This window comes from Pseudomonas sp. W15Feb34 (genome assembly GCF_023127765.1).
In the GTDB taxonomy this organism is placed as follows: Bacteria; Pseudomonadota; Gammaproteobacteria; order Pseudomonadales; family Pseudomonadaceae; genus Aquipseudomonas; species Aquipseudomonas synxantha_A.
On record NZ_SPKN01000021.1, the window covers coordinates 40,786 to 64,272 of the forward strand.

General features: G+C 60.5%; 18 protein-coding genes. 7 read left to right on the forward strand and 11 right to left on the reverse strand.

Features of this window, described 5'->3' with window-relative positions:
• Positions 1-71: 71 nt before the first annotated feature.
• The 5 genes from cmoB to lon form a co-directional block, all read right to left on the reverse strand.
• Positions 72-1,028, reverse strand: a complete 957-nt coding sequence (cmoB, locus tag E4O97_RS08820; RefSeq protein WP_248161142.1) for a tRNA 5-methoxyuridine(34)/uridine 5-oxyacetic acid(34) synthase CmoB — start codon at positions 1,026-1,028, stop codon at positions 72-74.
• Positions 1,025-1,768 carry a carboxy-S-adenosyl-L-methionine synthase CmoA gene (cmoA, locus tag E4O97_RS08825; RefSeq protein WP_248161143.1) on the reverse strand — a complete coding sequence of 248 codons (744 nt, stop codon included), beginning with the start codon at positions 1,766-1,768 and terminating at the stop codon, positions 1,025-1,027. The genes cmoB and cmoA overlap by 4 nt, the downstream gene beginning before the upstream one ends.
• Before the next feature lie 35 nt (positions 1,769-1,803).
• Positions 1,804-2,460 carry a lysoplasmalogenase gene (locus E4O97_RS08830; protein WP_103733385.1) on the reverse strand — a complete coding sequence of 219 codons (657 nt, stop codon included), beginning with the start codon at positions 2,458-2,460 and terminating at the stop codon, positions 1,804-1,806.
• A 1-nt stretch (position 2,461) separates the two neighbouring features.
• Positions 2,462-2,851: a protease inhibitor I42 family protein gene (locus tag E4O97_RS08835; RefSeq protein WP_032877611.1), complete on the reverse strand. Its 390-nt coding sequence runs from the start codon at positions 2,849-2,851 to the stop codon at positions 2,462-2,464.
• A 200-nt stretch (positions 2,852-3,051) separates the two neighbouring features.
• A complete protein-coding gene (lon, locus tag E4O97_RS08840) occupies positions 3,052-5,472 on the reverse strand; it encodes an endopeptidase La (protein ID WP_103733386.1) in 2,421 nt (806 codons plus the stop codon).
• A 312-nt stretch (positions 5,473-5,784) separates the two neighbouring features.
• Here lon and E4O97_RS08845 point away from each other — a divergent pair, with 312 nt between their 5' ends.
• Entirely contained in the window at positions 5,785-8,121 is a 2,337-nt protein-coding gene (locus E4O97_RS08845; protein WP_078820366.1) for a GGDEF domain-containing phosphodiesterase, read from the forward strand.
• On the opposite strand, the gene E4O97_RS08850 is transcribed toward E4O97_RS08845, so the two are convergent.
• The 4 genes from E4O97_RS08850 to E4O97_RS08865 all read right to left on the reverse strand — a co-directional run bounded on the left by E4O97_RS08850 (position 8,118) and on the right by E4O97_RS08865 (position 15,472).
• The gene (locus tag E4O97_RS08850; protein WP_248131369.1) at positions 8,118-9,539 is read right to left on the reverse strand and encodes a pyridoxal-dependent decarboxylase; all 1,422 of its coding nucleotides are present in this window, start codon (positions 9,537-9,539) and stop codon (positions 8,118-8,120) included. The genes E4O97_RS08845 and E4O97_RS08850 overlap by 4 nt on opposite strands.
• 34 nt (positions 9,540-9,573) lie before the next feature.
• Positions 9,574-10,419, reverse strand: a complete 846-nt coding sequence (locus E4O97_RS08855) for a 2OG-Fe(II) oxygenase (protein WP_032877604.1) — start codon at positions 10,417-10,419, stop codon at positions 9,574-9,576.
• Positions 10,420-10,663: 244 nt separating this feature from the next.
• Complete coding sequence (locus tag E4O97_RS08860; RefSeq protein WP_005785177.1) at positions 10,664-13,081, reverse strand: glucose/quinate/shikimate family membrane-bound PQQ-dependent dehydrogenase; 2,418 nt, start codon at positions 13,079-13,081, stop codon at positions 10,664-10,666.
• A 372-nt stretch (positions 13,082-13,453) separates the two neighbouring features.
• On the reverse strand, positions 13,454-15,472 hold the full coding sequence (locus E4O97_RS08865; protein WP_248161146.1) for a TonB-dependent receptor: 2,019 nt from the start codon (positions 15,470-15,472) through the stop codon (positions 13,454-13,456).
• A 171-nt stretch (positions 15,473-15,643) separates the two neighbouring features.
• On the opposite strand from E4O97_RS08865, the gene E4O97_RS08870 reads away from it, so the two are divergent.
• Positions 15,644-15,877 carry a VF530 family protein gene (locus tag E4O97_RS08870; protein WP_003188882.1) on the forward strand — a complete coding sequence of 78 codons (234 nt, stop codon included), beginning with the start codon at positions 15,644-15,646 and terminating at the stop codon, positions 15,875-15,877.
• Positions 15,878-15,881: 4 nt separating this feature from the next.
• Positions 15,882-16,505, forward strand: a complete 624-nt coding sequence (locus E4O97_RS08875; protein ID WP_032877598.1) for a Pr6Pr family membrane protein — start codon at positions 15,882-15,884, stop codon at positions 16,503-16,505.
• A gap of 1 nt (position 16,506) precedes the next feature.
• Here E4O97_RS08875 and E4O97_RS08880 read toward each other — a convergent pair whose 3' ends face one another.
• Positions 16,507-17,274 (reverse strand): siderophore-interacting protein, encoded by a 768-nt coding sequence (locus E4O97_RS08880; RefSeq protein WP_248161147.1) that lies wholly within the window; start codon positions 17,272-17,274, stop codon positions 16,507-16,509.
• Positions 17,271-17,780, reverse strand: a complete 510-nt coding sequence (locus E4O97_RS08885; protein WP_005785185.1) for a PadR family transcriptional regulator — start codon at positions 17,778-17,780, stop codon at positions 17,271-17,273. Before E4O97_RS08885 ends, E4O97_RS08880 begins: the two co-directional genes overlap by 4 nt.
• 493 nt (positions 17,781-18,273) lie before the next feature.
• On the opposite strand from E4O97_RS08885, the gene E4O97_RS08890 reads away from it, so the two are divergent.
• The 4 genes from E4O97_RS08890 to E4O97_RS08905 all read left to right on the forward strand — a co-directional run bounded on the left by E4O97_RS08890 (position 18,274) and on the right by E4O97_RS08905 (position 23,484).
• Positions 18,274-18,771 (forward strand): CS1 type fimbrial major subunit, encoded by a 498-nt coding sequence (locus tag E4O97_RS08890; protein WP_032877593.1) that lies wholly within the window; start codon positions 18,274-18,276, stop codon positions 18,769-18,771.
• A 108-nt stretch (positions 18,772-18,879) separates the two neighbouring features.
• A complete protein-coding gene (locus tag E4O97_RS08895; protein ID WP_248161149.1) occupies positions 18,880-21,402 on the forward strand; it encodes a CS1-pili formation C-terminal domain-containing protein in 2,523 nt (840 codons plus the stop codon).
• 19 nt (positions 21,403-21,421) lie between these two features.
• On the forward strand, positions 21,422-22,666 hold the full coding sequence (locus E4O97_RS08900; RefSeq protein WP_248161151.1) for a hypothetical protein: 1,245 nt from the start codon (positions 21,422-21,424) through the stop codon (positions 22,664-22,666).
• Positions 22,667-22,725: 59 nt separating this feature from the next.
• Complete coding sequence (locus E4O97_RS08905) at positions 22,726-23,484, forward strand: pilus assembly protein (RefSeq protein ID WP_032877587.1); 759 nt, start codon at positions 22,726-22,728, stop codon at positions 23,482-23,484.
• Positions 23,485-23,487 lie beyond the last annotated feature (3 nt).

Genomic DNA, 23,487 nt, shown 5'->3' on the forward strand with positions numbered 1-23,487 from the left:
GGCTGACACTCTGCTATCGGGAGCAAGCCCCCTCCCACATTTGGCCCTGTGTTTCTTCAGGGAGATCGGGGTTACTTTTTGGCGATGATCACCGCCCGCATCGGCGCCGGCAGCCCTTCGATGGTCTTGCTGTGATCTTCGGGGTCGAGGAAGTCACTGAGCGACTGATATTTCATCCACTCTGTTCCACGCTGTTCCTCAACCGTGGTCACGCTCACATCCACGCACCGCACCTCACTGAAGCCTGCACGGCGCAGCCACAACATCAACGCCGGCACCGAGGGTAGGAACCACACGTTACGCATCTGTGCATAACGGTCTTCCGGCACCAGCACCTGCTGCTGATCGCCTTCCACCACCAGGGTTTCCAGGACCAGTTCGCCGCCCTTGACCAGGGTGTCCTTGAGCGCCAGCAAGTGCTCGATCGGCGAGCGGCGATGGTAGAACACGCCCATGGAGAACACCGTGTCGAAGCCTTCCAGGTTCGTCGGCAAGTCTTCGAACGGGAACGGCAGGTGCCAGGCTTTGGGCTCAGACAGATAACGTTGCACTGCCTGGAACTGGCAGAAGAACAGCCAGTTGGGGTCCACGCCAATCACACTGTCGGCGCCCGCGCCGAGCATTCGCCACATGTAGTAACCGTTGCCGCAGCCCACATCGAGGATGCGTTTGCCCTTCAAGTTCAAGTGCGGCGCAACCCGCGACCACTTCCAGTCCGAACGCCATTCGGTGTCCACATGCACGCCGAACAGGTGGAACGGGCCTTTGCGCCATGGGCTCAGCCCCATCAGTGCCGAGTGCATCCGGGCGCGGGTTTCGTCGTCGCAATCGGTGTCCAGCACCAGGCCGTTCAACAGGTCGACTTCGCTGGGCTGGATCTTCGGCAGTGCGTCCAAAGCACTCTGCCAGCGCTCCAGGTCGCCATGACCTTTTTCCATCTTGCTGTCGAGCTGCGCTTGCAGGCCCTGGGCCCAAACGGCCAAAGGAGTGCCGACCAGATGGCGGGCGAGGGGGGATAAATCAATCATGGCAAGGCAATCAACGAGGCAAAGTTAAGACACTGGAACCACGGCACGACTTTCGAGAACCCGGCCGCCAGCAGGCGTTCGCGGTGTTCTTCGAGGCTGTCGGGTTTCATGACGTTTTCGATGGCGCTGCGCTTCTGGGCGATTTCCAGTTCGCTGTAGCCGTTGGCGCGTTTGAACGCGATATGCAGGTCGGTCAGCAGTGCGTATTCTTCAATATCGTTAAAGCGCAGCTTTTCCGAGAGGATCAACGCCCCGCCCGGCAGCAGCGATTGGCGGATACGCCCGAGCAACGCCAAACGTTCGTCAGGGGCGATAAATTGCAGGGTGAAGTTCAGCGCTACTACCGAGGCGGGCTGAAATTGCAACGCGAGGATATCGCCCTCGATCACCTCGACCGGCAGCAACTCCTGGAACATCGAGTCCTGGCCGTTGAGGTATTCGCGGCAACGTTCGACCATCGCCGCCGAGTTGTCCACCGCGATCACCCGGCAGCCATCGGTGCGCACATGGCGACGCAGGGCTTGGGTCACGGCACCCAGGGACGAGCCCAGGTCATACAGCACGCTACCCGGCTGGGCAAATTGCGCGGCCAGCACGCCGAGGTTCTCGACGATGGTCGGGTAGCCCGGTACCGAGCGTTTGATCATGTCCGGGAACACCCGCACCACATCCTCGTTAAAGGCGAAGTCCGGCACCTGGGGCAGGGGCTGGGCGAATAGGCGATCGGGTTCTTTGCTCACGGTTGTTCCGGCGACGAGGGGGAAAGGCCGGCATTTTAGCCAAGTTGGTCGTCGGATGCGCGGGTTGTCTGATGGAAAGCTGAGGCGGTGATGCCCCATTGCCCGAGCCAATAAGTGGCGATCAACAAATAGGGCGCCGCATCGAAGGCCAATACAAACCGGTTGATACCGATCAACGTATCGGAAAACACAAACGACACCGCACCCGCTGCCGCCAGCAGTGCCGAGCGTTGCGGTACCGCGCTGCCCAATCTTGCCAATGCACGCCAGAGCATGGCGCTGATCACCAGCGCGTAAACCACCACCGGTATCAGCAACTCGCCTAAACCGTGGGAGATCAGGATGCCCAGCAGGATCGCCCCGACAGCCAGGGCCAGCACCAGCGGTACTATTGCCAGGCGCCGACAGTCGCTGAAATAGGCTTTGAGGTAAGCCAGATGCGCAAACAGAAATGCGCCCAGGCCAAAGATAAACAGGTCCCCCGGCCAGGCGAGCAATACGTCGCCCACCACGGAAAAAATCAACCCCAGGCTGATCCAGCGTCGATAGTCGGTAGGCGGTGCGTCATGCAGCCAACCCAGCAGCGCCAGAACCGGCAGTGGCTTGACCAGCAGGCACAGCAGCGTCGCGTGAGTCGCCAGGCCGTAGATAAAGGTACCGGCGCCCATCAAGGCAAGGATCAGCCAAGGCATATCAGTTCACTGTAATGGCGCAGTCAAAGGTTTCGACAGGTTCGGCTTCCGGCTCCCAGGGTTGCTGGGAGGTCAGGCGCAAACGGCCTTGCCCTGGGGCGAATGCCTGGAAGCGCCAGGTCGATTGACCACCGCCGCCGATCACACCGGATTCGGCGCTGCTATAGACCTCGGGGCTCAATGCGCGCAGAACACCGCCAGCGGAGTCCTGGATGGCCCAGCGGTAGCCGGTGGTGGGATTGCTGGGCAAGGTGAGGATCAGGTTCTGATTGGTTTTAAGCTGGAGCGGGCAGGCGCTCTGGTTGTCCACGGTGACGTTTTGCTTCGGTGCACTGGCGCACGCGGCCAATAGGGCAAGGCTCAAGGGGAGAAGCAGGCGGGCAGCGGTCATGGAGGCTCCGTTTATACACGACGAAGGGCGAGCATAACCGAAGATGAGGCAGGGTGTGACAAGAGCGCTTTGCGGTACGGCGGCTGACGCCATCGGGAGCAAGCCCCCTCCCACATTTGACCGCGTTGTCATTCACGACGCCGGTTCCCTGTGGGAGGGGGCTTGCCCCCGATGAGGCCGGTTCAGGCGCTAGAGCTCTATCAGAACAGCACCTTCGCCACATCCGCAAAGCGCCTGGCGAAGTGCACGGTCATGCCTTCCTTCAGGTACTCCGGCAACTCTTCAAAGCTGCCACGGTTGGGCTCCGGCAGGATCAGCTCGTGGATCTTCTGGCGCCGCGCTGCAATCACCTTTTCACGCACCCCGCCAATCGGCAGCACATGCCCGGTCAAGGTCAGTTCGCCGGTCATGGCCACGCCTTTCTTTGGCGGCTGGTTGCGTGCCAGCGACAGCAGCGCACTGGCCATGGTCACACCCGCACTCGGGCCGTCTTTCGGCGTGGCGCCTTCCGGCACGTGCAAGTGAACGAAGGCTTCGTCGAAGAACTTCGGATCACCGCCAAACGACTTCAGGTTCGAGCTGATGTAGCTGTAGGCGATTTCGGCGGATTCCTTCATCACTTCACCCAACTGCCCGGTGAGCTTGAAGCCGCGATTGAGCGTGTGGATACGCGTTGCTTCAATCGGCAATGTGGCGCCGCCCATGCTGGTCCAGGCCAGGCCGGTGATCACTCCGGTGCCGGACAGCACCTGCTCGTTACGGAATACCGGCATCCCCAGGGAGCTTTCCAGGTCCTTGTTGCCGATCTTGATCACGCTGTCGGGCTCATCCAGCAGCTTGACCACCGCCTTGCGCACCAGTTTGCCCAGTTGCTTCTCCAGCTGACGCACCCCGGCTTCCCGCGCATAACCGTCGATCAACGCGCGCAGCGCGCCGTCGCTGATGGTCAGGCTGTTTTTCGCGACGCCGGCTTTTTCCAACTGTTTGGGCCACAGGTGGCGCTTGGCGATGGCGACTTTTTCTTCGGTGATATAGCCCGACAGGCGAATCACTTCCATGCGGTCCAGCAACGGGCCCGGAATCGAGTCCAGGGTGTTGGCGGTGCACACGAACAGCACTTTGGACAGGTCCAGGCGCAGGTCCAGGTAGTGGTCGAGGAATTCGACGTTCTGCTCCGGGTCCAGGGTTTCCAGCAACGCCGATGCCGGATCGCCCTGGAAGCTCTGGCCCATCTTGTCGATCTCGTCGAGCATGATCACCGGGTTCATGACTTCCACGTCTTTCAGTGCCTGCACCAGCTTGCCGGGCAGGGCGCCGATGTAGGTGCGGCGATGGCCCTTGATCTCGGCCTCGTCGCGCATACCGCCGACGCTGAAACGGTAGAACGGTCGGCCCAGGGATTCGGCAATGGATTTGCCCACGCTGGTCTTGCCCACGCCCGGCGGGCCCACGAGCAGCACGATGGAGCCGGCGACTTCGCCTTTATAGGCGCCCACCGCGAGGAATTCGAGGATGCGACTCTTGATGTCATCCAGGCCCGCATGGTGCTTGTCCAGCACCTTGCGCGCGTGTTTGAGGTCGAGCTTATCCGCGCCGTATACGCCCCACGGCACCGAGGTAGCCCAGTCCAGGTAGTTGCGCGTGACGGCGTATTCCGGCGAGCCCGTCTCAAGGATCGACAGTTTGTTCAATTCTTCATCAATGCGTTTTTTCGCCTGGGCCGGCAGCACCTTGCCTTCCAGGCGCTGCTCGAACTGCTCGACGTCCGCACTGCGGTCGTCCTTGGTGAGGCCCAGCTCCTGCTGGATGACCTTGAGCTGTTCCTTGAGGAAGAATTCGCGCTGGTGCTCGCCGATCTTGCGGTTCACTTCGGCAGACAGTTCTTTTTGCAGCCGCGCCACTTCGACCTCTTTGCGCAGCATCGGCAGCACTTTTTCCATGCGCTTGAGCATGGGTACGCAGTCCAGCACTTCCTGCAGCTCATTACCTGTCGCCGAGGTGAGGGCGGCGGCGAAGTCGGTGAGCGGCGACGGGTCGTTGGGGCTGAAGCGGTTGAGGTAGTTCTTCAACTCTTCGCTGTACAGCGGGTTGAGCGGCAGCAGTTCCTTGATCGCATTGATCAACGCCATGCCGTAGGCCTTGACCTCGTCGGTGGGCTCGCTGGGCTGATGCGGGTATTCGACCTCCACCAGGTACGGTGGGCGATGGTGCTTGAGCCAGGTTTTGATGCGCACACGGGTCAGGCCCTGGGCCACGAATTGCAGCTTGCCGTTCTCGCGGCTGGCGTGGTGCACCTTGACCAGGGTGCCGTACAGCGGCAGGGCCGAGGTGTCGAAGTGCCGCGGGTCTTCTGGTGGCGTGTCCATGAAAAACAGGGCAAGGGAGTGGTGGTCGGATTTGCTCACCAGCTCCAGGGTCTCGGCCCACGGCTCTTCATTGACGATCACCGGCAGCACTTGCGCCGGGAAAAACGGCCGGTTGTGGATCGGGATGATATAGACCTTGTCCGGCAGGTTCTGCCCAGGAAGCGCCAGGCCGGTGTTGGACGAGGAGGTTTCTGCGTTTTCGGGGTCGGCGTAATCGTTGAGGTCGTAATCAGGGACGTCTTGCTGGTCGCTCATGGGGCACCTGCATAAGGGAGTATGCAGGTTAGATGGGGCGGGGGAGCGGTGGTTTCAATGGTGGGGGTGAGATAGCAACATATTGCATGAAATTACCAAAATGACGCTGTCTCAGTGCTTTAGTCAATAATATGACGCTAACGGTGCCGTATTTATTGGGTTTACTTATGCCTTGTCCAAGCTAATCTAGCCTAAACAAAATTCTCTTTAAGGATGGACGTTTTTTTGACGCCAGCTCAGCAACCGGCAGGGATGCATATGAGAGACGCAACGCACCGCACAGAACGCCGAGCGCGGCCGGCGGGTGCGGCATTGCAGTGGCGTCACACCTTTCAAACCCGGATTGCCGGAGTACTGGCGCTGTTGTTGCTGGTGGTCGTGGCGGCCACGTATTTCGCCGTCAAGGCCGCTACTACCCGCGCCGTGGAGAACCAGGCCCAGGTGCAGTTGGACACTGGGCGGCAGGTGTTCGAGCGCTTGTTGGACCTGCGCGGCCGCCGCCTGCAATATGGGTTGGACTGGCTCACCATCGATGGCCCGTTCAAGCAGGCCGTGGCCGGTGGCGCAACTGTGCCGATCCTGGAGGCCCTGGGACGCCACGGTACGGGGGTCAATTCCAGCGAAGTGTTCGTGTTGGGCCTGGATGACAGGGTCATGGTCAGTACCTTGCTGGCGATGACGCAAGGGGAGGCGTTCCCTTATGCCAATGCATTGCGCAGCGCGCGCCGCAGCGGCCAGCAAATGCTGATCGTCGCCATGGCTGGGCGCCCCTACTTGCTGGTGCAGAAGGAAGTCCTTGAACCCGCGCCCATCGCCCGAGTGATCATGGGCTTTCCCATGGATACGCAATTTGCCCATGAGTTGCGCTCCATGAGCAACCTTGAGGTGTCGTTTCTCAGCGTACAAGGCGGCCATGTCGGCCAGCTCTTCACGACCCAGCCGGGCAGTTTGCGCCCGAGCGTTATCGACCTGCTGCTGGGTACGTCAATCGATCCGCAGGCGCGGGTCCAAGGGTTCCATGGCCAGCGCGTGCTCAGCCAGGTGTTGCCCTTGGCCAATAGCGGCGAAGGCGATGAAGTGCGCGTGTTGCTGCAAAGCCCGCTGGACCACGCCCTGGAATCCTTCGCACCGCTGGACCGGCAGTTTCTGGTGATTGCCGTGGCGGTGCTGTTGGTCTCGCTGGGGGCGGCGTTATTTCTTGCGCGGCGTGTATCACGCCCGCTCAATGCATTGGTGCGGGCCGCTGAGCGGATCGGCGCCGGTGACTACCACACGCCGGTGCGGGTGCGCAGCCACGATGAGTTCGGCCTCTTGGCCCGCGCTTTCAATGCCATGCAAAGCGGCATCGCCGTGCGCGAACGACAGTTGGCCCATAACGCTTTGCATGATGCGCTCACCGGCCTGCCCAATCGCGCCCTGGCCATGGAGCGTCTGGGCAGTGCGATCAGTGCGCGGCGGCCGGTGGTGTTGCTGTACCTGGGGATTGAAAACTATCGGGTCATCAACGAAGGCTTCGGCCCCCAGGGTGTGGAAGAAATGTTGTGCGAAGCCAGCCGCTGCCTGTCCATGAGCCTGCTGGCCAGTGACACCGCCGCGCGCATTGCCGGCAGTGAGTTTCTGCTATTGCTGGAAAACACCGAAATCGACTCCGCCGTCGCCCGTGCCGACCGCGTGTACGGGCTGCTGACCGAACCCCAGCGCATCGGTAACGATGAAGTGCGTCATGAAGTGAGCATCGGCATTGCCGCGTATCCCGCAGACGGTCAGCAGGTCGAGGAACTGATCAACCGCGCCGCCATCGCTCGGCATGACGCGGCCACCATGCCGGGGCATTTGCAGATCTACCAGCCTGATCGCGACCTCGCTCACCAACGCCAGATTACCCTGATCCGCGATCTGCGCCGGGCGGTGGTCGAAGGCGAGTTGTTCCTGTGCTATCAGCCCAAGCTCGACCTCAAGCACGGCCATGTGGGCCAGGCGGAAGCCTTGTTGCGCTGGCAACACCCGACCCTTGGGCAAGTGTCGCCCACAGAATTCATTCCCCTGGCCGAACGCACCGGCAGCATGGGGCCCCTGACCTTATGGGTGATTGAAGAGGCCATCCGCCAGATTGCCGAATGGGCGCTGCGTGGCCTGGTGATTCAACTGTCGGTGAATATCTCGGTGAACGACCTGGTCGATGACGACTTGGCCATTCGCGTCACTGCGCTATTGATCCAATACGAGGTGAGCGCCGAGCATTTGCTTTTCGAAATCACCGAAAGCGCCATCATGCACAATCCACAGCAAGCCCTCAGCGTGCTGGAACAACTGCGCGGCTGCGGCATCAGCCTGTCGGTGGACGACTTCGGTACCGGTTACTCATCACTGGCGCAGTTGCAGCGCCTGCCGGTACAGGAGTTGAAGATCGACCAGTCGTTCATACGTAACCTCGACAGCACCAGCGGCGACGGCGTGATCGTGCGCTCCACCATCGAGATGAGCCACAACCTGGGCCTCAAGGTCGTGGCCGAGGGGGTGGAGTTCGAGCACAGCCTCACCCTGCTCAAGCACTGGCAGTGCGACACGGCCCAGGGCTACCTGATCAGCCGGCCACTGAATGCCATGGCGTTCGAGCGCTGGATGCGCCGTTCGCGGGTGTCGACCTAAGAATACGTTTGCTCGACCAGGCTTTGCAGCCGCGTCCATAACCGTTCGACATGCTGGCGCTCGGTGCCCAATGCACCGATGGACACCCGCACCATCCAGCGCTCTTCGAGGAGGGCGGGGGTGACATAGGCATGACCGGACTGGTTGAGTTTTTCTGCCCAGGCCCGCGTGTGCTGATCCAGCGCCTCACCGTTCAGCCCTGGCGGTTCATGGCGAATACACAGGGTTTGCAGGGCTGGCGCGGCCACCAGTTTCCATTGCGCGCTGCTTTCGATCTGTTCAGCCAGCCAGCGTGCATTGGCCAGGTCGCGCCTCAGCCGCGCCTGTAAGCCGCTGACGCCTTGTTCGCGTATCAGAAACCACAGCTTCAGGGCGCGGAAGCGGCTGCCCAATGAAATCCGCCAGTCGCGGTAGTTTCTGACTTGGCCGTCGGCACTGGACTGCAAGTAGCTCGGGTTGGTGGTCATGATGCGAATCAAATGCTCGGGGTCACGCACGAAGTACACCGAGCAATCGAAGGCCGCGCCCAGCCATTTGTGCGGGTTGAGCACCAGGGAGTCGGCTTTTTCGATGCCCTGCCACAGTGCCCGGCATTCCGGCAGGATCATCGCAGCGCCGGCCATGGCCGAGTCCACATGCAGCCACACACCGTGGCGTTGTGTCAGGTCGCCAATCGCATCCAGAGGGTCGATCGCCATGGCGGCTGTGGTCCCGGTGGTAGCAATTACTACGCAGGGGCGATTGCCGGCGGCCAGGTCCTGTTCGATGGCGTGCGCCAATGCCTGGGGCGACATTGCATTGTGTTGGTCGGTGGCGATGGTGCGGATATGGTTCTGGCCGAATCCGGCCAGGATCGCCGCCTTGTTGACCGAGCTATGGGCGTGGGCTGAGGTGTAGACGATCAGGGGGGCGCCGCTGTTTTGCAGGCCGTCATGCATCAGCGCGTAATCGGAGCTGCGCTCCCTGGCGCTGATGAGGGCCACCAGGGTGGAGGTTGACGCGGAGTCCTGGATCACGCCGCTCCAGGCGCTGCTCAGGCCGAGCATGTCGCGCAGCCAATCGGTGGTCACTTCTTCGATTTCGGTGAGGGCCGGGCTGGATTGCCAGGACAAGCCCACCACACCCAGGCCAGTGCTCAGGCAATCGCCCAGCACCGAAGACAGCTCCACGTTGGAAGGGAAGAAGCCGAAAAAACTCGGATGCTGCCAATGCAGCAGCCCGGGCATGATCAGCTTTTCGACATCGCCCATGATCTGTTCGAACGGTTCGGCGCTGTCAGGCGGGCTCGCTGGCAGGGCGGCCTTGATTTCGCCGGGCACCGTGGTGGGCTGCACGCCGCGTTGCTCGATGTTTTCTCGATAGTCTGCGATCAGGTCGATCATGGCGTAGCCATGGCGACGGAATTCTTCGGGGGTCATAAAAAGATGTCCATTTGCAAGAGGGTTAAAAGTATCAGCACCAGAAATAAAACGGTTTGCCAGCGGTATAGCCGATAAACGACTGCATGCTGATACGTTTGCCCGATTCGAATCCGCAAATGGCATGGGGACGGCGAGTATTGATGATCACCAATTCGTTCTTGCGCGGCTGGATACGCAACGGCTTTTGCAAGCGCTCCTCGGGTAGCTGGGCACCTTCGAAACGCTTGACCTCGGCATAGGCAAAGGCCTCGGTATCCCAGATGATCAACTCTCCGCCTGATGGCGGCGTTTCCAGATAAATATTGGCGCTGAATTGGTGTTCCAGTTCCGCGATCGACAGGGGCAGGCAATCAACATGGGGAACCGTTTCCGAGAGGTGCGCCGTCTCGGGAAACATGGCGCGGATAATCCCGCAGAACATCGGCTGGCCCTGGAATGCAGCGGCTTGTGCGCCTTGCGGCCAAATGCTCTGGAACTGCTCCATCAAGTCTTGAATGGGCGGTTGTTGCGGGGCGCAAATGCGGTCGATCAGGCTGCGCATATGGGCAGCGTCAGCGTAATACTTGCGTTGGGCATCACTGCCCGCAACCTTGCCATAGGTGGAATTGAACGGCGTGCCCCAGCGATGCACGCCATAGAAGTGCTGTACGACGTGCCCGCCCTCGTAGGTTTCGTGGCTGTATTGTTCCAGCGTGGCGGTTTCGCTGATGCTCTGAATCAGCCGTGCGCTGGTTTTTTCATTGGCGAAGTCGGGCACTCGAATGGCAAGCACTTGCCCGCTGATCAGCTTTCTTAAACTTGGACTGTCGAGTTGTTCCAGTTCCAGGATTTTTGTCGAGATACAAAGGTTTGGTTGTACAGCGCTATGGTCCGTCATAGTGAAAAGCTCCATTTAAAATTTCATCCGTGCGCCCAGGTATTGCGTAAGCGGTGCGCGAGCTAAAGCAATCTCGAGCGGGAGGCTAAATCATTTTTGCGCAGTTAAAACCTGTCAACCATGACAGGTTTGGATAGATATTTGCCATACCCGCTAGCATCCTGTGGCTGATGGACAGGACACGGATATAAAAAAAAGGCGGCTACTGTGAGGTAGCCGCCTTTGCTTTTATCGCCGGTGCTGCTTAATCCGGCAGTTTGAACGCCATCACATAGTCACCCTGCTTGGTGCCCAGTGAGCCGTGCCCCCCGGCCATGACCAGCACGTATTGCTTGCCGTCCTTGCCGGTGTAGGTCATCGGGGTGGTTTGCGCGCCTGCTGGCAGGCGGCCTTCCCACAGTTGCTTGCCGTTTTTCACGTCATAGGCACGCAGGTACTGGTCCAGGGTGCCGCTGAGGAACGCGACGCCACCTGCGGTGGTGAACGTACCGCCCAGGCTAGGCACGCCCATGGTCAGCGGGATCGGGACCGGCGAGCTGTCACGCACGGTGCCGTTCTTGTGCATCCAGATGGTCTGGTGGTTGGTCAGGTCGACCGCTGCCACGTAGCCCCACGCTGGCGCCTGGCACGGCAGGCCCATCGGCGACAGCAGTGCCTCAAGGATCACACCGTACGGTGCGCCTTTGTTCGGCTGTACGCCTTCGGTTTCGCTGACGCGCGGGCCTTGCTTGGCGATGTCGGCGGCCGGGATCAGTTTCGATTTGAACGCCATGTAGCTTGGGTTCACGAACGCGATCTGACGCACCGGGTCAACCGAGATGCCGCCCCAGTCGAACACGCCGAAGTTGCCTGGGTACACGATCGAGCCTTGCAGCGACGGCGGGGTGAACGGGCCGTCGTAGCGCATCGACTTGAAGTCGATCCGGCAGATCAGTTGGTCGAACGGCGTCACGCCCCACATGTCACGTTCCTTGAGGGGCGGCGGCATGAAGTTCAGGTCGGACTTGGGTTGGGTCGGGGAGGTGCGATCACCAGCCACTGCGCCTTGCGGTACAGGGATTTCGTTGATCGGAACCACTGGCTGACCGTTGCTGCGATCCAGCACGTAGATGCTGCCTTGCTTGGTCGATGCCATCACCGCTTGCTTGACGCCGTCAGCAGTCTTGATGTCGATCAGCGAAGGCTGGCCGCCCACGTCCATGTCCCACAGGTCATGGTGGGTGAACTGGAAGGTCCACTTCACGTGGCCGGTGTCGATGTCCAGAGCGGTCAGGCCCGCTGCGTATTTCTCGGAATCATCGGTACGGTCGCCGCCGTACTGGTCGGGCATCTGGTTGCCCATCGGCAGGTACAACATGCCGAGTTTTTCATCCACGGCGAACATGGACCACATGTTCGGCGAGTTGCGGGTGTAGGTCTTGCCCTCGGCCAACGGGGTGGTGTCGTCCGGGTTGCCGCTGTCCCAGTTCCACACCAGCTTGCCGGTGTGCACGTCGAACGCGCGGATCACACCGCTAGGCTCGTCGATGGAAACGTTATCGGTCACATGACCGCCGATCACCACCAGGTTCTTGGTCACGGCCGGTGGCGAAGTGGAGTAGTAGCCGCCTGGGGCGAAGCTGCCGATGTTGGCGCGCAGGTCGACCTGGCCTTTGTCACCGAAGTCTTCACACATCTTGCCGGTGTCGGCGTTCAGGGCGATCAGACGGGTGTCGGCAGTCGGCACGAAGATGCGTTTCGGGCAGGCAGTCGGTGCCGCAGCCGGGCTAGCGCTGCCAGTCGGGCTCTGTTCGGAAGCGTAGGCGGCGTCATCGTGATACGACACGCCACGGCAGGTCATGTGCGCCCAACCCTTGAAGTTCTCGGCGCCCTGGCTGCTGATCTTCGGATCGAAGCGCCAGATTTCCTTGCCGGTGTCCGGGTCCAGCGCGATCACCTGGCTGTGCGGCGTGCACACGTAGAGCATCCCGTTGACTTTCAGCGGGGTGTTTTCCGCGGTGGTTTCACCCGGATCGTTCGGGCCCGGTATATCGCCGGTGCGATAGGTCCACGCTGGCACCAGTTTGTGGGCGTTTTCCGGAGTGATCTGTGCCAGTGGCGAGTAACGGTCACCAAAGGCCGAACGGCCATAGGAGTTCCAGTCGCCATCGGCTTGGGAGGGTGCGGCGCTGGCCATGCCGGGTACCGCGTCGCGGTCCAGTTGGCCGGTCTTGACCATTTCACCTGGATTGGTGAACTGGCTGGCCAGGGCGGTTGCGCCCGCCAGCACCACGGCCACGCTCAGCGCGCCAGTGCCCAGCGGCGCGGCTTGGCCACGCAGCAATGGCCGGCGAAACCACGGCAGCAGCATGACGATGCCCAGGGCGAACAGCAGGGCCAGGCGCGGCACCAGCTGCCACCAGTCCAGGCCCACTTCCCACAGGGCCCACACGGTGCTGGCGAACAACACCAGTGCATACAGGCCCAGCGCAGCGCGGCGGGTAGCCAGCAGCAACACGCCGGTCAGGGCAATGCCGATACCGGCCAGCAGGTAGTACAGCGACCCGCCGAGCATACTCAGCTTGACGCCGCCGGCCAGCAAGGCCAGCCCCATGATCAGCAGCAAGACCCCCAGCAGCCTGGGCAACAGGCGGCTTGGGCTTGAGGCACCATCAGTGCTCATAGTGTGTTTCTCCGTTACGTTGGAATTATGTAACCCCGTGCTTCACTCACTGTAGATGACGATTCGGCTCGGGCTTGGTTCATCGTTATTTTTGGTTTTTTCTGTGGATAACTCGGTTATCCACAGGCGGGCAATAAACCCCCCGGCGCTGGTCGATTCAAGACAGCGCTGTCTTTGTGCAGGAAGAGATTCGGCAAATTGGGCGACCGGGAGGTGAAGCGTTTCAGATTGTTGCGAAGGATAATGCGGCGGGGCGTTTTGAGAAAGGGTGAATCGCAAGATGCATCATTTCAGTTTTGGTAACAGTGACAGATAGTCGCTGGCTAATAATGTGGGAGGGGGCTTGCTCCCACAAAGGGTTTTCGGTGTTGGTCAGAAGGTGGTGCGGATGCCGAACTGCACACTGCGCCCCGGTGCCGGTGCGATGTCGCGCAGGATCGAGCTGGCGTAGCGCACAGTCTGGTTGGTCAGGTTTTCACCGTTGACGAACGCCAGCCATTGGCTGCCACCGACGTTGAAGCGATACCCCGCGCTTGCTCCCAAAGTGGTGTAGCCATCGGTGCCGCTCTCGTTATCCGGCACGCGCCCTTGGCCCGCAGCATGTTCCACATCGATACGTGCCTGCCAGCGATCCAGTTCCCACAGCAAGCCGCTGTTCAAACGCAGGGGCGCAATGCGCGGCAAGGCTTCGCCGCTGTCCAGGTTGGTGGCGCGGGTGTAGTCGCCCGACAGTTCCAGAGCGAACTTGCCGTAGGCGCCTTCGCCGAGCTTCCAGTGATCCTGGGCTTCGAAACCGGCGAAACGCGCACGTACGCCGGAGTAGCCGTACTCGGGAATACCGCCAGCATCCTCTTCACCCTCGTCGTTCAAAGTGCGGCCAGTGCCGAGCAAACCGATGTAGTTGGAGAAGCGGCTGTAGAACACGCCAAAGCTGCCCTTATGGGTGCCATTGTCAAAACGCAGGGCCAGGTCGCTGGACACGGCCTTTTCTTTCGACAGGTTGGCGTCGCCCAATTCATAGGTGCCGGTGGCGACGTGGGCACCGTTGGCATACAGCTCGTAGAAGGTCGGGGCGCGCTCGGTGTAGCCCAGCGTCGCGGCCACCGACCAGATTGGCGTAAGCGTGTAGACCGCACCCGACGACAGGCTGCCTGCGGTGAAGTCGTTGGATTTATCCGCAGTGGCAAAGCGCGCATTGCCCTTGCCATCCGGGTCGACGTTGGTGTGCTCAAGGCGCGCACCCAGGCTGAGTTTCAAGCGCTCGGTGGCTTGCATCTCTTCCAGAATAAACAGGGCGCCAGCGTTGGTATCGGTCTGCGGTACGAACGCTTCCTCACCCAGGGCCGAAAATTCATTGCGGGTCACTTGGGCGCCGACCACGCCGTCGAACGGGCCGATGGGCTGGTGACGCGCCTCCACTCGGGCTTCATAGCCTTTGTTCTTGAAGGTGGTGCCGGTTTCGCCGCCTTCAATTTCGCGGTGCTGATACTCGGTGTAGCCCGCGTCGATCTTCAGCGAGGTAAACGGGCCCTGCAGGTTGCGGATTTCGGAGGCAAAGGCGTAATGATCCTGCTTCATGCGGATGCGTACATCCTGCTCGGCTGGGGAGCCATAATTACTGTCGTAGTTGCTGTAGGACAGGCCCGCGTAACCATCATCCCAGGTGTAGGAACCACCCACCGCACCGCCGTCCTGACGCCCGTTGCTGTTACCCAGGCGGCCGTTTTTGCCGGGGCCGTTTTCGCTCTCCGGCGCGTGGCGGCTGCGCGCATAACCGGGGATTTTCAGGTCGTTGAATTCCCGCGCATTGGCGTCCAGGTGCAAGGCGAATGTGCCGTTGCCGGCCTCCAGCTTGCCCGCGCTGCTGCGGGTGGTGTCGGCGCCGCCGTAGCGCAGTTCCCCCGCACCGTGGATGCCTTCGATGGCCTCGGTGGGGATGCGGTTGTCGAAGGTGTTGACCACGCCACCGATGGCACTGCCGCCGTACAGCAGTGCTGCGGGGCCGCGCACGATTTCGATACGGTCGACATTGATCGGGTCCAGCGGCACCGCGTGGTCATAGGACAGCGACGACGCATCCAGCGCCCCCACGCCGTTGCGCAGGATGCGAATACGGTCGCCATCCTGGCCGCGAATGATCGGGCGGCTGGCGCCTGGGCCGAAATACGACGATGACACCCCGGGCTGCTTGTTCAGGGTTTCGCCGAGGCTGCCTTTTTGTTGCAGGGTCAGCTCATCACCTTCCAGCACAGTGGTGGGCGAGGCCAATTGTTCGCTACCCAGCGGGTTGCCAGTAACGACTTGGGGGGGCAGTTCCAGGGCATAGGCTTGTGAGCTGATCAACAAGGCGGCGGCGAGAGGGGACAAGCGCCAGAGAGAAGGCAGGGACATCGGATATTCCTAGGCAAAACGTCTGATAGATATAGTTACAATATAACATCTCTTTTTTCGTCTGGAAGGGGAACTTTTCCTGGCGGGCTATATTCAATGCGATGCTTCCACCTGCACGCCTCGTCGGCTAAGGTGCGCGGCTGTGTTTCCTCTTTTTGCAAAAGGCCCGGCATGACCGCGACAAGCAACGACCCGCTCCACGGCGTGACCCTGCAACACGTGCTCACCACCCTGGTGGAGCATTACGAATGGAGCGGCTTGGCCGAACGTATTGATATCCGCTGCTTCAAGAGCGACCCGAGCATCAAGTCGAGCCTGACCTTCCTGCGCAAGACGCCTTGGGCGCGGGAAAAAGTCGAAGGGTTGTACGTCAAGCTGATGCGCACCAAACGCCCGCTGGACTGAACCCATGAAGCGTTTTGTCGCGACGGCGGCGCTTGCCGGCTGGGTGGGGTTGGCGATCCAGCAGTACCTGATCCTTTATTCACGCTGGTCCATTGAAGCCAGCCTGCTGGGTGGGCTGGTGAGTTTTTTCAGTTTCTTCACCGTGTTGACCAACACCCTGGTGGTGGTGGTGTTGAGCTATGCCTGGGTCAACCGGGAGTCAGCCGGCAAACGGTTTTTCCTGGCACCTCACATCAGCAGTGGAGTCGCCGTGAGCATTGTGGTGGTAAGCCTGGCCTACAACCTGCTGCTGCGGCATTTGTGGAGCCCTGAAGGCTTTCAATTTATCGCCGATGAATTGCTGCACGACGTGATGCCGTTGCTGTTTCTGATTTATTGGTGGCGCTGTGTGCCCAAGGGTTTTTTGCGCCTCAAGCACATCGGCGCCTGGGTGATTTACCCATTGATGTACTTCGCGTATGTGCTGATGCGTGGGCATTTGCTTGGGCAATATCAGTACCCGTTCATCGATGTGGACCGCCTCGGTTATCCACAAGTGTTTGTGAATGCCGGAGGGATTCTGGCGGGGTTTGTGGCGATAGCGTTGGTGATGGTGGGGCTGGATAAATTCATCAAGCCCCGGCCCTGACTCACTCTTGCGGGCTGCCGTCGGCGCGCCAGTAACCCACGGCCTTGAGGTAGTCCTCATTGACTTTGTGGGTGTCCAGCAGCACCCGCCGTACTTGGCGCGACAACCTGGTTTCGGTCGCCACGAAGCTGTACAGCGTGCCGTCGGGCAGCGTCAGGTTTTGCACCACCTCAAGCAGGTCATCGCGGCCACGCAGCGCCCAGATCACCTCCACATCGGCCGCACTTTGCAGCGTCTGTTGCTCCGCCGCATCGGCGATTTCAATCACCGCAAGCACCTTGCGCCCAGCGGGCAACTCCTCCAGACGCCGCGCAATGGCGGGCAGGGCAGTTTCGTCGCCTATCAGCAGGTAGCTGTCGAAAATGTCCGGCACGATCATCGAGCCCCGTGGCCCACCGATATACAGGTGCTGCCCGACCTGCGCCTGCTCGGCCCAGGTGGACGCAGGGCCATCGCCATGCAGCACGAAGTCGATATCCAGCTCGCCGGTTTCCAGGTTGTAGCGCCGTGGCGTGTAGTCGCGCATGGCCGGTTGCGGGCCGTCGCCCTTGATGGCGAACGTCGGGCTTTCAAGCGCTGCTTGCTCGGCGGCGTTCTGCGGGAACAGCAGCTTGATGTGATCGTCGCTGCCCAGGCTGATAAAGCCCTCCAGCTCAGGCCCGCCCAGTGTGATGCGGCGCATGCGTGGGGTGATGTCCACCACCCGCAGAACTTCCAGGCGGCGGCGTTTGATTTCGTGGGTCACGCGATGAATGGCTTGTGTGTTCATTGGTCTGTCCCGTCGGCAATGGCTTGAGCGGTGCGATTGAGCAGCGCCGCGACACGAATGATTTCTTCCGGGCTCCAGTGCCCGTTGTGCGAATGCAAGGCGTGGCGCAGGTTGTGCACCGCCTCATGGATCTGGGGTGGGCGGTCGTGGCCACGCAGCGAGCGCTTGCTGACATCCAGGCGCATGCGCACGCCATCCAGGGCAACGGCTTGTTCGCTTAAGAAGAGACGACCGGCGTCGGTGATTGTGTAGCGTTTTTTTCCACCATCGGCGTCGCCGCTGATCAGCTCGCTCTCTTCAAGAAAGGTCAGGGTGGGGTAGATCACGCCGGGACTGGGGCTGTAGGCGCCGTCGAACAGGCTCTCGATGCGGCGGATCAGGTCGTAGCCATGGCAAGGTTGCTCGGCGATCAATGACAACAGCAGCAGCTTCAGGTCGCCGGGGGCGAATACCCGTGGGCCGCGGCCGCCGCGTTTTTCAAATTCGCCGCGATGCTCGTGTTTCATGCGCAAGTCCTCTGTACAGGTTTAGATATAACTTAAGATATATCTTTGTACGAAGGGTAGCCCTTGGCGACCAACGGTCAACGGGGTAGCCGCGGGTTTCGGTCATAAGTGAAACAAGTCCGATTGGATCTTTTTAATTTATAGAGTTATAACTTTAATTAGAGTCATGACTCGAATTCTTATCTGGCCCGTGGTTGTGGAGGCGCTTTTGAGTTGGTGTGGTCTGCGTCTTACAGTAACTTCCTTATCGTGTTTTTAAGTGTGTAGCCTGTTTCCTACGGATACTTTTAAAGTTTTGGCGAAATGCCATCTTTTTCGCTCGACCCCTGTTTACAAGGGCTACGCTCATTTTAGAATGCGCCTGCATACCTGCCTCTAGTTTCAATTGATCATTGTTTGGCATTGCTTGTTCCAACTAATCGGCAATGTAATTCGTTGTTAGGGATCTCCTTGGCAATGAATCAATCAATGTTGTCAACTACAGGTATTGACCATGTTCAAGAAGTTTGCTGTTGCTGTTCCCCTGGCTGTTCTGGCGCTGTCTTCCTCGGTAACCGCTATCGCTGCCGGTGAAGCCAGCCACACCGTCAACCTCAAGGCAAACATCCCGACCACCGTGTTCCACGCCCAGCCGCGTGATCCGAACTGGGGCCGTGACGAGACCATGACCTACAACCTGGTCAGCGGTGAATTGGCTCCCCTGAGCGCCATCTACGACATCAAGAACACCAACGGTTCGGTTGCCGCCTACATCGAAGGTGGCCCGGCGGTGCTGTTCAACGGTGATGCCGCGCAGAACATCCCGGTTACCACCACCCTCAACGGGGTGACCCTCACCGGCACGCCACAGGAAGTGGTCAACGAAGCCGACTCCACCCCAGGCGTGGGTGCGGAAATGCGCATCGCTGCCGCCAAGCCTACGGCGACTCAGCGCGGTGCCTACACCACCACCATTCCGGTGGTATTCGACGCCGTACTGCCAGCCCTGTGATGCCAATGAGTGCCTGTTAATCACGGGCATTCACTTGCAGGTCGGCTGATTCCCTTCTCTGTCCGCCGACCTGGTTTTTTTATCTCTTGGCATTCAGGGTATCCGTTCATGTTTCCGATGACGCCTATCGCGGCTGCGCTTGCGCTGTTGATGTGTACGAGTGCGCTGGCTGCACCCGCTGCCTCCGGCGCTGCAACCCCTGGCAGCTTGATTACCCAGGCCCAAGGCCTGCCCGCAGGTTTCAGTGATCACTTTTTCGACGTGCCGTTGGCGGTGCGTGTGGACCTTGACCAGCAACCGCTGGGCGAGGCTCTGATTGTGCTGTCACGGGATGATCGCGTGACCTTGCTCGAATTTACCGACACCGGCGACAGCAAAGTCCCGGCCGCTACCCGTGATACCTGGCAAGCCGTGTTGGAAAAAGGCGTGGCCCTGGGCGCCTGCACCCAGGCCTGCCCGGAAAAAATGATCTCGGCGTTCTACAACCTGGAAAACTCCCAGTTGTCGATCCTGACCCAGGACGTCGAACGCAGTGACGACATTCCGCGTTTCTATGACCAGCCCGAAGGCGGCAGCCTGGGGCTGATCATTAACAACCAGCTCAACCTCAACGGCAGCCAGGAAGACAGCCTGGGCGGTCGCTATGGCTTGCAAGCCAGTTCCAGCGTGGGTAACTGGAGCCAGGTGTTCAACCTGCAACTGGCGCGCCAGAGTGGCGATGAAGAACAAGTGCGCCATGCGATCCACGAGCTGTATACCCAGCGTGAGTTGGAAGGGCAGTTTTTCCGACTTGGCCATTTCACCCCCAATTCCGATGGTCTGACCCGTCAATTGCGCAGCTTCGGCGCCAGCCCCGATACGGCGCTGGGCCTGATGTATGGCAGTTCCGACAGCCTGGCCATCAACAATTCCAAGCCCAGCGTGTACCCGATCTACGTCACCGCCAACCGCCAGGCAGCGGTTGAGATCTACCGCAACGGCTTGCTGATCAATACCCAGGCGGTAGCGGCAGGCCTGCAAACCCTCGATACACGGCTACTGCCCGGCGGCATCTATGAAGTGGAAGTGCGCCTGGTGGAAGACGGCCTCACCACCAGCACCACCCAGGAGCTGGTGTACAAGCCCAGTAACTGGCGCAACGCCGAAGACCGCTGGCGCTACAACCTGTTCGCCGGGCGCGAAACCAAGTTGTTCAGCAACTGGGACGAACAGGCTTCGGGCGCAATGACGGCCGGTGCGTCGCTCAACTATCTGGTACACCCGCGCGTGATCCTTGGCCTGTCGGCCCGCCAAGTGCGCGAGCAACTCCAGTACGGCGGGTCGATGGACTGGACGGTGGCCAACAACACCAGCGTCTATGCCAACCTGTACCAGACCCAGGAACATGGCACCGGCATGGACCTGCAAGGGCTCTACACCTTGGGCTCAACCAACCTGGTGTTCAGCCATAACCGCAGCTGGCTAGACACGCGTGACACCTACGAAACACTGCCGGACGGTACGCGTCTGCGCCGCAATACCTTCGTGGGCGAGGCCAGCAACACCGCGTTGTCGGTCAACCACCGCCTCGACGCGAAAAACACCCTGAACATGCGCCTGTCCCACAGTGAGGGCAATATCGAGGGCGCGGGGTTGGACCTGGGCTGGAGCCGCCACGACAACCTGTTCGGCAGCGATGCCAACTGGCGCTTCTCGGTGTTCGATCGGCCCGGTAGCGCTGGCACCAACGATGCGCGCAATCGCGGCGTGGACGTGAGCGTCAGCATGAACCTGGGCCGCGATGGCCGGCAGATTTCCGGCAGCATCGGCACCCGTACCGCCCGTGATGGCGGGCGCGACAATAACGCTTCGGTGACCCTGCGCCAGGACCTCACCGACCACGCGCTGCAAAGCGTCTCGGCGACAGCGATCACCGATACCTATGGTGTCGGCCTGTCGGGCATGGCCAGCTTCAATACAGACGCGTTCAGTGGCGACGGCTTTGTGCAGCGCAGCTCCTTCAATGGCGACCTGAGTGGTGGTTTGAACCTCAACAGCACCTTTGTCGCCGGTGCCGGCAAGATGCTGCTGAGCAGCCAATACCAGGGTAACGGTGCCGGGATGATCATCGACGTGGAAACCGACCTCGATGAAATCGCTCTGCGCGCCGACGACTTGGGCGGTGGCGGCGCCATCTTGCGGCCCGGGCGCAACTACGTGCCGGTCTCGGCCTACAAGAGCAGCAGCGTGAGCTTCGATTTTGAAGGCAATCACCCGCCCGCCGCCAATATCCAGCCGACCCGCGCCAGCTATCACCTGAACAAAGGCGGCGTGGACTATCGGAAAATCACCGTGATGAAAACCGTCACCGTGCTCGGCCGCTTGTTGGATGAACGTGGTGCACCGCTCAAGGGCCATCACGTGATCAACCATGCCAGCCGTGGAGTCAGCGAAGTGGACGGGTTCTTCTCGATGGAAATGAGCGCCAGTTCACCGACCCTGCAAGTGCGCTACCAGAACCAGTTGCTCTGCCAGTTCCGCCTGGATCCGGCCAACGCGCCGAATGAAAGTGACGTGTTGATGATCGGCGATTTGCGCTGCACCAAGGACACGCTCGCAGAAGCGACCCACAACGCCGAAACCGCTGGTTGATGGCATGGACCGGATTTTTATGAACGTGAAAAACGCAACAAGAACAGGCTTGAAGCAGTGTGCGTTCGCGCTGGCGCTGGTCAGCATGAGCCTGCCTGCGCATGCGCTGGTGCAAAACATCACGGCGGTGTTTCGTCCTGACCCGTCGAACCCGATGGTCAACAAGTTTCAGAACACCACGCCCCACAGTGGCGTGTGTGCGTGGCACGTACCAGCCAGGTGTGAGGCGCTGAATACCTTCAGTATCCGTGACCCGGCATTCAGGGCTGATTCGGTAGAGCCGATCGAGGCCAACCATGAAGATCCGCGAAAAGGCGCCTATTTCAAAGTGCCTTCATCTTGGCGTGATGTGCAGGTGGTCCACGTCGGGACGGGTGAGGTTGAAACCGTACAAATGCGCATTGCGGGTATTGGTACGCGTTGGGATGTGCCGCGTCCTCCTGGCGTTAGCGGGTGGGCCAACGGAGGGACCGGTTGGAGCTACCTATGGACGTACGGTGCGCCTCCCTGCCAGGGGGTTAACTACTTGGCGGCATCCGCCAGTTTCGCACTGTTTTTCTGGATCGTCCCGGAGGGCGTGGGGGCATGTACGGTAAACCCGGGCACCACTTTTCCGCGCTTGACCTACAGCCACTTGGAGTACGGCTACGAACTCAAAACCCCTAACCCGCTAGGCATGGCCAGCGGCGAATATCGGGGCTCCCTGACTTACAGCATCGGGCCGGGCGGGGATTTTGATTTCGGTGACGTGATGGCGTCGACTGAAAGCGCCCTGACTTTCAATTTTCAATTGTCGGTGGAGCACGAGCTCAAGGTTGATCTCCCGCCGGGCGGCAACCGCATCGAGTTGCTACCCGAAGGCGGTTGGCAAGCCTGGCTCAACCGTGGGCGCCAGCCAGCGCGGTTGTTCCGTGACCAGACCTTCGTTATTTCCGCCAGTGGGCGTTTCAAGATGCAGCTCGAATGCAGCCTTGCGGTGGGCAACACCTGTGGCTTGCGCAACGGCGCGGGGGACCAGGTGCCGTTGCAGGTGGCTGTCAGCCTGCCATTTGGCATGCAGGACCAGGCCGGGCAAGCCGTCAACAAGCTGCCCCTGCGCCTGGATGGCGTGGGCACCGAGCTGTTCCAGCCGGTGTTTTATGTGAACAACCGCTCCGGAAAACTGCACTTTGAAGTCGAAAGCGGCGACGTCAAAGACATGCTCGAGCATCCGGGCAGCACCTATTCGGGCGTGGTCACGGTGATCTGGGATTCAGAAGTCTGAGTGGGCACTGGCCGTATATCAGCCGTTGGCTGGGTTCAATCTATAAGGCGTAATCAAACATGAAACATGCAGTGTTAGCGGTGGGGCTGTTCCTGATGTCGTTGGGCGCTTATGCGGGGCCGGCGATCAACGTTGGGGTGGTCTATGACTATCTGGACGGCGACCGCAGCTCTTACCTCAAGCGGGTCTACAACGGCGGCACCAGTACCGCGTTTATCAAGGTCAATGTGCTGGAGATCGTCTACAACGCCGACGGCACGTCCCGGGAAGTGCCCGTCGCGTCGATGACCGACGCCAAAGGCAGCACCACCAATCGCGACGGCCTGATGGCCAGCCCGGCGCGCCTGATCGTACCGGCCGGTGGGCGTCAGGGCACACGGTTGCTGTACATGGGCGAACGCGACACCGAACGTTACTTTCGTGTGCGCTTCATCCCGGTGGTACCTGAAAAGGAAGATGACTTTGCCGTGACCGATCAAGAGCGTGCCGAGTACAAAGACGCGCTGGCGGCCGGGGTCAATGTCATGGCGGGCTACGGCACGGTATTTTTCGTCAGGCCCAAGGACACCCGTTTCGATACGCAAATCAGCGAGACCAGCAGCCAGTACACCCTGCGTAATGCGGGCAACAGCGTGGTGGTGCTCGATGAGTTCCGCGATTGTTCGGTGGCGAAAAAGACCGACTGTGAGGCTACCACCAAGCACCACATCCTGCCCGGTCGCCAGTTGGTGCTCGAGAAAAAGCCGGAGCGCCAGTTCAACTTCCAGATGATCGAAGGCCGCAACAAAAAACCGATGTCGGTCAGCAGTAACGGGTGATGA